Source organism: Streptomyces sp. AM25, from assembly GCF_058146165.1.
Genome location: NZ_JBKIWN010000079.1, coordinates 1 through 6,665 on the forward strand (window position 1 = coordinate 1; position 6,665 = coordinate 6,665).

At 67.7% G+C, this 6,665-nt stretch carries 6 protein-coding genes and 2 pseudogenes; 4 read left to right on the top strand and 4 right to left on the bottom strand.

The window, feature by feature from the left end; translation table 11 throughout:
- Window positions 1-156 precede the first annotated feature (156 nt).
- Window positions 157-948: an IS21-like element helper ATPase IstB gene (gene istB / locus ACLHRZ_RS36195; protein ID WP_490422850.1), complete on the bottom strand. Its 792-nt coding sequence runs from the start codon at window positions 946-948 to the stop codon at window positions 157-159.
- Window positions 948-2,453, bottom strand: a complete 1,506-nt coding sequence (gene istA / locus ACLHRZ_RS36200; RefSeq protein WP_490422854.1) for an IS21 family transposase — start codon at window positions 2,451-2,453, stop codon at window positions 948-950. Before istA ends, istB begins: the two co-directional genes overlap by 1 nt.
- Between istA and ACLHRZ_RS36205 the strand changes: the two genes are divergently transcribed.
- Entirely contained in the window at window positions 2,431-2,772 is a 342-nt protein-coding gene (locus ACLHRZ_RS36205; protein WP_490422855.1) for a hypothetical protein, read from the top strand. The genes istA and ACLHRZ_RS36205 overlap by 23 nt on opposite strands.
- Window positions 2,773-3,068: 296 nt before the next feature.
- Here ACLHRZ_RS36205 and ACLHRZ_RS36210 read toward each other — a convergent pair.
- Window positions 3,069-3,230: pseudogene (locus tag ACLHRZ_RS36210) on the bottom strand (ATP-binding protein); the annotation flags it as partial.
- A gap of 148 nt (window positions 3,231-3,378) precedes the next feature.
- On the opposite strand from ACLHRZ_RS36210, the gene ACLHRZ_RS36215 reads away from it, so the two are divergent.
- The 3 genes from ACLHRZ_RS36215 (at window position 3,379) to ACLHRZ_RS36225 (ending at window position 6,398) form a co-directional block, all read left to right on the top strand.
- Window positions 3,379-4,443 (top strand): tyrosine-type recombinase/integrase, encoded by a 1,065-nt coding sequence (locus tag ACLHRZ_RS36215; protein ID WP_490422851.1) that lies wholly within the window; start codon window positions 3,379-3,381, stop codon window positions 4,441-4,443.
- Entirely contained in the window at window positions 4,440-4,760 is a 321-nt protein-coding gene (locus ACLHRZ_RS36220) for a helix-turn-helix domain-containing protein (RefSeq protein ID WP_490422852.1), read from the top strand. Before ACLHRZ_RS36215 ends, ACLHRZ_RS36220 begins: the two co-directional genes overlap by 4 nt.
- Window positions 4,761-5,075: 315 nt before the next feature.
- On the top strand, window positions 5,076-6,398 hold the full coding sequence (locus ACLHRZ_RS36225) for a tyrosine-type recombinase/integrase (protein WP_490422853.1): 1,323 nt from the start codon (window positions 5,076-5,078) through the stop codon (window positions 6,396-6,398).
- Window positions 6,399-6,453: 55 nt separating this feature from the next.
- Here the strand turns inward: ACLHRZ_RS36225 and ACLHRZ_RS36230 are convergent.
- Window positions 6,454-6,615 (bottom strand): annotated as a pseudogene (locus tag ACLHRZ_RS36230) (ATP-binding protein); the annotation flags it as partial.
- Window positions 6,616-6,665 lie beyond the last annotated feature (50 nt).

Below are 6,665 nucleotides of genomic sequence, written 5' to 3' on the forward strand. Positions count from 1 at the left end.
CTCCCGCCTCCGGTGGCCCGTCGAGAGAACCATCTGTCAATGGCCACCGGTTTGCCCCCGGTGACGGACAGCGGAACCCCCGCGCTCGCGGACACGGTTCCTCCCCGGCGGACAGCAGAATTCCCCGCTGGGATGCGTGATCTTTCCGGCAGGGGGTCAGTTCAGGGGTCTCACCCCCTTTCCGGAAGTGGCCTCGGTGAGCCGGAAACTGTCACCCTGTGTCACGACGACGTGAGCGTGGTGAAGGAGCCGGTCGACGGTCGCGGTGGCGAGGGTCTTGGGCATGATCTCGTCGAATCCCGACGGATGGAGATTCGAACTCACGGCCAGGGCCCGCCTCTCGTAGGCGGCATCGACCAGGCGGAAGAAGCCCTCGGCGGCATCGGCGGAGACGGGCAGGAGCCCGATGTCGTCGACGATGATGAGGTCGGACCGGATGAGTCTGGTCATCGCTCTGGCGAGGGAGTCGTCGACGCGGTGACGGCGGACCAGGGCTCCGAGGTCCTCGATGGCGAACCAGGCGACCGTCAGTCCCGCCTCGACGGCGGCCTGGCCGAGGGCCTCGGTGAAGTGCGACTTTCCCGTGCCGGACGGGCCGCAGACGCAGAGGTTCTCCTTGCGGGAGATCCACTCCAGCGTCTTGAGCGAGTCCTGGACCTGACGGGAGATGGAGGACGCCTGTTCGTCCCAGTCGCCGAAGGTCTTCCCGGCGGGGAAACCGGCCCGCTTGCGGCGGGTGCGGAGGTTCGCGGCATCACGGCCGGCCGCTTCCTCGGCGAGAAGGACACGGACGACCTCGGCCGGGTCCCACCTCTGTGCTTTGGCGGTGGGGATCAGGTCGGTCAACGCCCGCCGAATGTGCGGGAGTTTCAGCCGCTTGGTCAGCTCGATCGCCTCGGCGAGCGGGTCACCGTTCGAGCCGGAGACAGTGCGGAGAGGGGTGGCCATCAGTGTTCGTCTCCTTCAGGAGCGACGCCGAAGCGGGACCAGGCGGACGTGCCGGGCTGGAGGCTGTGGTCCTCCGAAGCGCGGGTCGGCTCGGGGACCTGGCGTCCGATGTGGTGGTCGAGGATGGAGATGAGGTCGTTCTCGGCGAACCGGCCGGCGATCGCCGCGGTCCCCAGCGCCCGGTCGACCTCGGCGGCGCCGTGGAGCTTGGCAAGGGTGACGGCCTCAGCCATCTTCGGCCGCAGGCGCCGGGCCCCGGCCGCGGCGGCCTCGGTCAGCCAGGACGCGGCCCCGGGCCCGAGGGCGAGGAAGGCGGCTTCCTCGGCGGAGGTGGCCTTCGGAGTGCGGTCGGCTTCCTTGTCCTCGCGGGGCGGGTAGTGCTCGTCCAGGATCGAGGGGTTGCCCGGTGTCGAGCGGCGGTGCCTGGCCGCCTCGACGGCGCCGTCCTCGGTGACCGCGGTGACGACGAGCTCGTCGCCGTGGAAGCGGGCCCAGACCGTCTGCCCGGCGAGCTGGTGCGGGACCGAATACCGCACCGAATCGACCGAGATCGTCGCGTCGTTCGCGACCTTCCTCGTCGTCCCGAGTGCGGCGGTGAACGGGTTCTCCGGGAGCCGGTGCAGCCGGTGCCGTTCCTCGGCGAGGGCCTCGACGGGCCGGCGCCGGGTCGCCCGGTGGACCTTGCTGTTCACCTCCTCGGTGAACTCCCGGCAGGCATCCTCCAGTTCGGCGAACGTCTGGTAAGCCGGGCGGAGATTCACCGCGGTCGGCACCAGATCCCGCTTCGCGATCCGCACCGTCGCCTCGGACCCGCCCTTGGACTGCGGATCCGCCGGGACACACGTCCTGATGGTGAGCCCGTAATGATGCCCGATCTCGATGATCTGCGGATTGCGTACCGGTATTCGCGCGATATGGTCCGTGGTGACCGTGCGCTCGTTGTCGGTGAGCGCATAGGTCGGGGCTCCGCCGATCTGCCGCAGCGTCGCGTCCAGGCAACTCGCTATGGTCGGCAGTGTCTTGTCGAGCACCGGGATCACCACCCGGTATCTCGACCAGGCCAGCCACGCGCACCACAGCCAGGTTTTGCGGCCCGCGATTTTCGGCCCGTCTCCCCAGTCCCATTGGCACCAGAGCCCAGGCTCGGGAATCCACGGCCGGAACACCCGGCGGTGACCGGCCTGATACGACGCCTTCGCCGCTGCGACCGCCCGCCGGGTGGTCCGGCTGGTGCCCTTGAACCCCATGGCAGTGAGCTTGTCGTGCACCTTGTCGGCACCGATCCGCCCGCTGGACCGCTCGATGAGTTCCTCGATCTTCGGCATGAACTCGTCGATCATCTTCGGCCGCGACTGCCGTTTCGTCGGGTCCGAACCCCTGCCGCGAAGTTCGACATACCGCTTCACCGTGTGGTGATCGACCCCGGCCAGCTCGGCCGCCCCACGGTAACTACCCGTAAGGTCGTATGCTTCCAAAATCTCCATGATCTCCTCCTTGCACTTCACACCGGCCAAGACAACAGGCCGGGTGATTAAGACGCCGGAAAAGATCACGCGTCCATCAGCGGGGATTCTTTATGTCCGCCACAGGGGAGGGCTCCGGACCATTTGCGGGGAGCTTTGCACGTCCGCCGTCAACCATCGCATCGGTCAAGACCTGGCGCATCCTCCGCAAAACCCGATGCCACCCCACCAGACTCACGACAATCGCCAAAGCCATCCTCACCCTGGAAACTCACCGCTGAACAAGCTCAGTAATGAATGGCTGCTGTCACGTCGCTGGAATTTCCGTCTGCTGCGGCTCAGCTCCGGCGCATGGGGATGACGTCCGGGTTTGCTGCGGGGATGGTGGGACGTGCGGCTTCTGGGGTGGCCAGGAGGGCGACGATCGTGACTGGCTTGTCGCAGTGGGGGCAATTGCGTGTGGCCGTCGGAGTGAGAGGGGTCGGCGGATGTGAAGGTGAATCAGCCATGCTCTCTGTTCCGCGGTGGGTTTCGTCTCGTTCGCGGCGTCGCCGGCGTGAGGCTTCTGATTTGCAGCGGGGTGAGCAGTAGGTATGGCGAGTTCCTGCGCGGGTGTTGACCTCGAATTGTGTCCAGCAGATGGGGCAGGAGCGGAGCTCAACCAGCACGGCCGGTCACCCCCGCGCGGAGTTTGTCGGAGTGGGCCTGGTGGGACCGGAGACGGTAGGAAGGACCGTCGATGCCGACTACTGCGGCCCGGTGGAGGAGACGGTCGAGCATGGCAGCTGCGACGGTGGCGTCACCGAACGCGCCTGCCCAGTCATCTGGGGCTGGCACTTGTTCCCTCACGAGAGTTGTCGCTGCCACCTGCCCGTCTCCCGTTCCTGCGGTCCTCGTTGGTTCTCGCGGCGGTGCCCCTGTTTTCAAGGTGCCGCCTTGACCGTTCAGGTGCGAGGAAGGTGTGCCGGTGGCCGAGGCGAGACTTCAGGTCATCGCGGGCGGAGCCGTTCCGCAGGAGCCGCTGGTCACGGATCCGTGGCAGTTTCAGACCGCGTGTGTCGACGCGTTCGTGGCATCGTGGCGGGCTCGCGGATTCAGTCCGGTGACCGTCGACAACGACATCGGCCTGCTGGAGCGGACGCTGGCCGCCTTGGGCCGGCCCGCGTGGGAGGTGACCCCGGAGGACATCGACCGCGTGGTCGGTGACCTCGCGGTGAAGGGCCGCAAGACCTCGACGCGCCGCGAGTATGTCCAGATCTTCAAGGGGTTCCACCGGTTCCTGCAGGTCCGCAAGGCGGCCGAGATCGAGGCCGCGTTCGGCGTCCGGCTGGTCTGCCCGGTCGACGAGTTCAACGCTTCCCGGCATGTCGGTGACGATTCCCCGGCCCTGGTGCCGCCTCCGACACCGGAGCGGGTGGCGGAGTTCTTCGACTTCATGAAGCAGCGGATCGCCACCGCCAGGAAGTACGGACCCGCTGCCCGGGACTATGCGATGATCCGGACGCTGTATCACGCCGGGCTCCGCTCGGAAGAGGCATCGCTGCTGGACAAGCCGGACGTGCACTTCGTCCGCGGCCCGTTCGGCAAGCTCCACGTCCGCTTCGGCAAGGGAGCCCACACCTCCGGGCCGCGGCCGCGCTGGGTGCCCATGCTCGACGGCCTGGACCTGGTGCTGCGATGGTTCCTCGACGACGTGCGGCCCAAGTTCCCCGACTCACCTGTGCTGTTCGCCGACGAGTCCGGCGGCCACCTGCACCGCGGGACCATCCGCAACCGGCTCCGCTATCTCATGGAACTCGAAGGACGCCCGCCGGCCGAGCGGTTCAGCCCGCATGCCCTGCGGAGGGCCTGCGCGACCCACAACTACGAACGCGGCGTCGATCTCGTGGCGATCCAGCAAATGCTCGGACACTGGACCGTCAGCTCGACCATGCGATATGTCCGGCCCTCCGCGACGTTCATCGAGGACGCCTATCAGCGGGCAGTGGCCAGCACTCTGGCGGAACTGACCGGGAAGGACACCACGGCATGAAGATCCGATGGCGGCTGCGGATGGCCGCCGCCCAGCGCGAGGTCTGGACCGGAACCGAGCTCCGGCGGCTGCTGACGGAGAAGGCCGGCCTGGAGCTGTCCTCCGCGTCGGTGTCCGCCCTGTTCACCAAGGAACCATCGCAGGTGAAGATGACCACCCTGGCCGCGTTGTGCACCGCTCTGGAGTGCACCCCAAACGACCTCATCGAGGTCGACACCACCCCCGTCGAGCGGCCCATCACACCGCCCCGGCCCGTCGCCGACCTCCCCAAAGCTGCTGGTGCCTCCTCCCGGGGCCGGTCCATGCCGCCCCTGTGACCGGTCGACGTCGCGATGGGCAAGAAGCAACGGGACTGCGTCACTTGTGGTGCCCCCGTCGGCTATCTCGATCGCCAGCACTGTTGCCGGTGCTGGCTTCGCATGAAGGAACAGGCGGGGAAGACGGTATGCCCGTCCTGCGGCAAGGACCGCGTGCTCCGGGAGGACACTGGCCGCTGCATCACCTGCTCGCGCGTTTGCGAACAGTGCGGTCATCCCGTCCGTGCGGCAGGCAACCGGCTGTGTGGGGTCTGTCGGCGAAAGGCCGAGAGACTCGCCGCCCAGCGGCCCTGTCCCCGTTGCGGCAGGCCGGGGTTGATCCGCGAGGAGACCGGCTGGTGCGGGCATTGCTCTCGGCCCCGGCAAGCCAAGCAGCCGCCGCGGGCCTGCCGCGAGTGCGGGCATCTGCGACGGCATGCTGGCCTCGGCCTGTGTTCGGCCTGCTGGCAGAAGCACCCCGGCCGCCCCTTCATCCGCGGTGAACACCTCCGCGACCAGCTCACCAACCCGCCCGTATGGCTCGACGACTTCGTCGCCCATGTCGCGACCCGCTTCTGCGTCTCCCGGGCCTGCGGCCTGGTCACTGACCTCGGCCGCCTCCTGCAGGACGAATACTCCAACTCGCCCCAGGCCCTGCTGGAACGGTCACGCCGCCCCGGGCGGTCGATGGGTCCCTTCGCCCGTGCCCTCGAAGACTTCTTCACCCTTCGCGGCCTGGCTCTGCCCACTGACCAGGCCGAACGGCTCGCCGCCGGGCGGCGCAAGCGCCGCATCGACGCCATCCCCGAACCCATGAGGGCGGCTGTCGCCGCCTTCGACGCCTTCCGCATGCGGGCCCAGGACCGGGCCCGCCGGGCCGGCACCCGGCCCCGCAGCCATCACACCCTGGAAACCGCCCTCGGCATCCTCCGGGACCTGGCCCGCTTCCTCACCGACCACCGCGGCAAGGAAGACTGGGCCCTGGTCGACGTGCATGACGTCGAAGCGTTCCTCGCCACCTTGCCCAAGGCCCGCAAGCGCCGACTCGTCGTCCTGCGGCAGTTCTTCCGCTTCGCGCGCTCGCAGCACATCGTCCTGGTCGACCCGGCACGGACTCTGACAGCGAAGGAATCGAACGGCTTCCGCGGCCGGACCCTCACCCTCAACCAGCAGCGCGAGCTCTTCCGCCGCTGGACCACCGACGAACACGTCCACCCGCACGAAGCCCTGGTCGGCATGCTCGCCCTCCTGCACGGAGCCTCGAGTTCCGAGGCCCGGATGCTGCAAGTCACCGACATCGACCCAGTGGCCCAGACCGCCAGGCTCGGCAAGCGACCCCACCCTGTTCCTTTGGACCCCGCCTCCTGGACCGTGATGCAGCGGTGCCTGGCCCACCGCGAGGCATGGCCGACAGCCAACCCTCACGTGATGGTCACCAAAGGAACAAAGGCCGGGCGAAGCCCGGCCTCAACTGCCTATCTCTCCCACGTTCTTGACGACTGCGGACATCCGCCCCGGATGATCCGCAGCACCCGTCTCGTCGACCTGGTGAACACGATGGACCCCAAGCTCGTCGCCGCTGCCTTCGGAATGGACCCGCAGGCCACCCTGATCTATCTCGCCGACCACGTGGACGCCGGACTACTGCCGAACCCGTGAAGTTTCGGCAGCACCTTGCACGAGTTCGCCGGAACATGTGCGCTTTGGCGATGCCCACATTGGTGGTCAGAATCGTGCTCGATTTCAGATACCGCTGATTGATCACCTGGAAGAGGGCAGAGGCCCCGTCGCCGGGAAGCGGGAGATAACCGAGCTCGTCGATGACCAGAAGCTTGGGTCCTGCGAAGAACCGCATGATGGTGCTCCAGCGGCCTTCGAGAGCGGCCTTGTGACACTTGGAGGGTTATTCACGTGGGGTTCACCAGC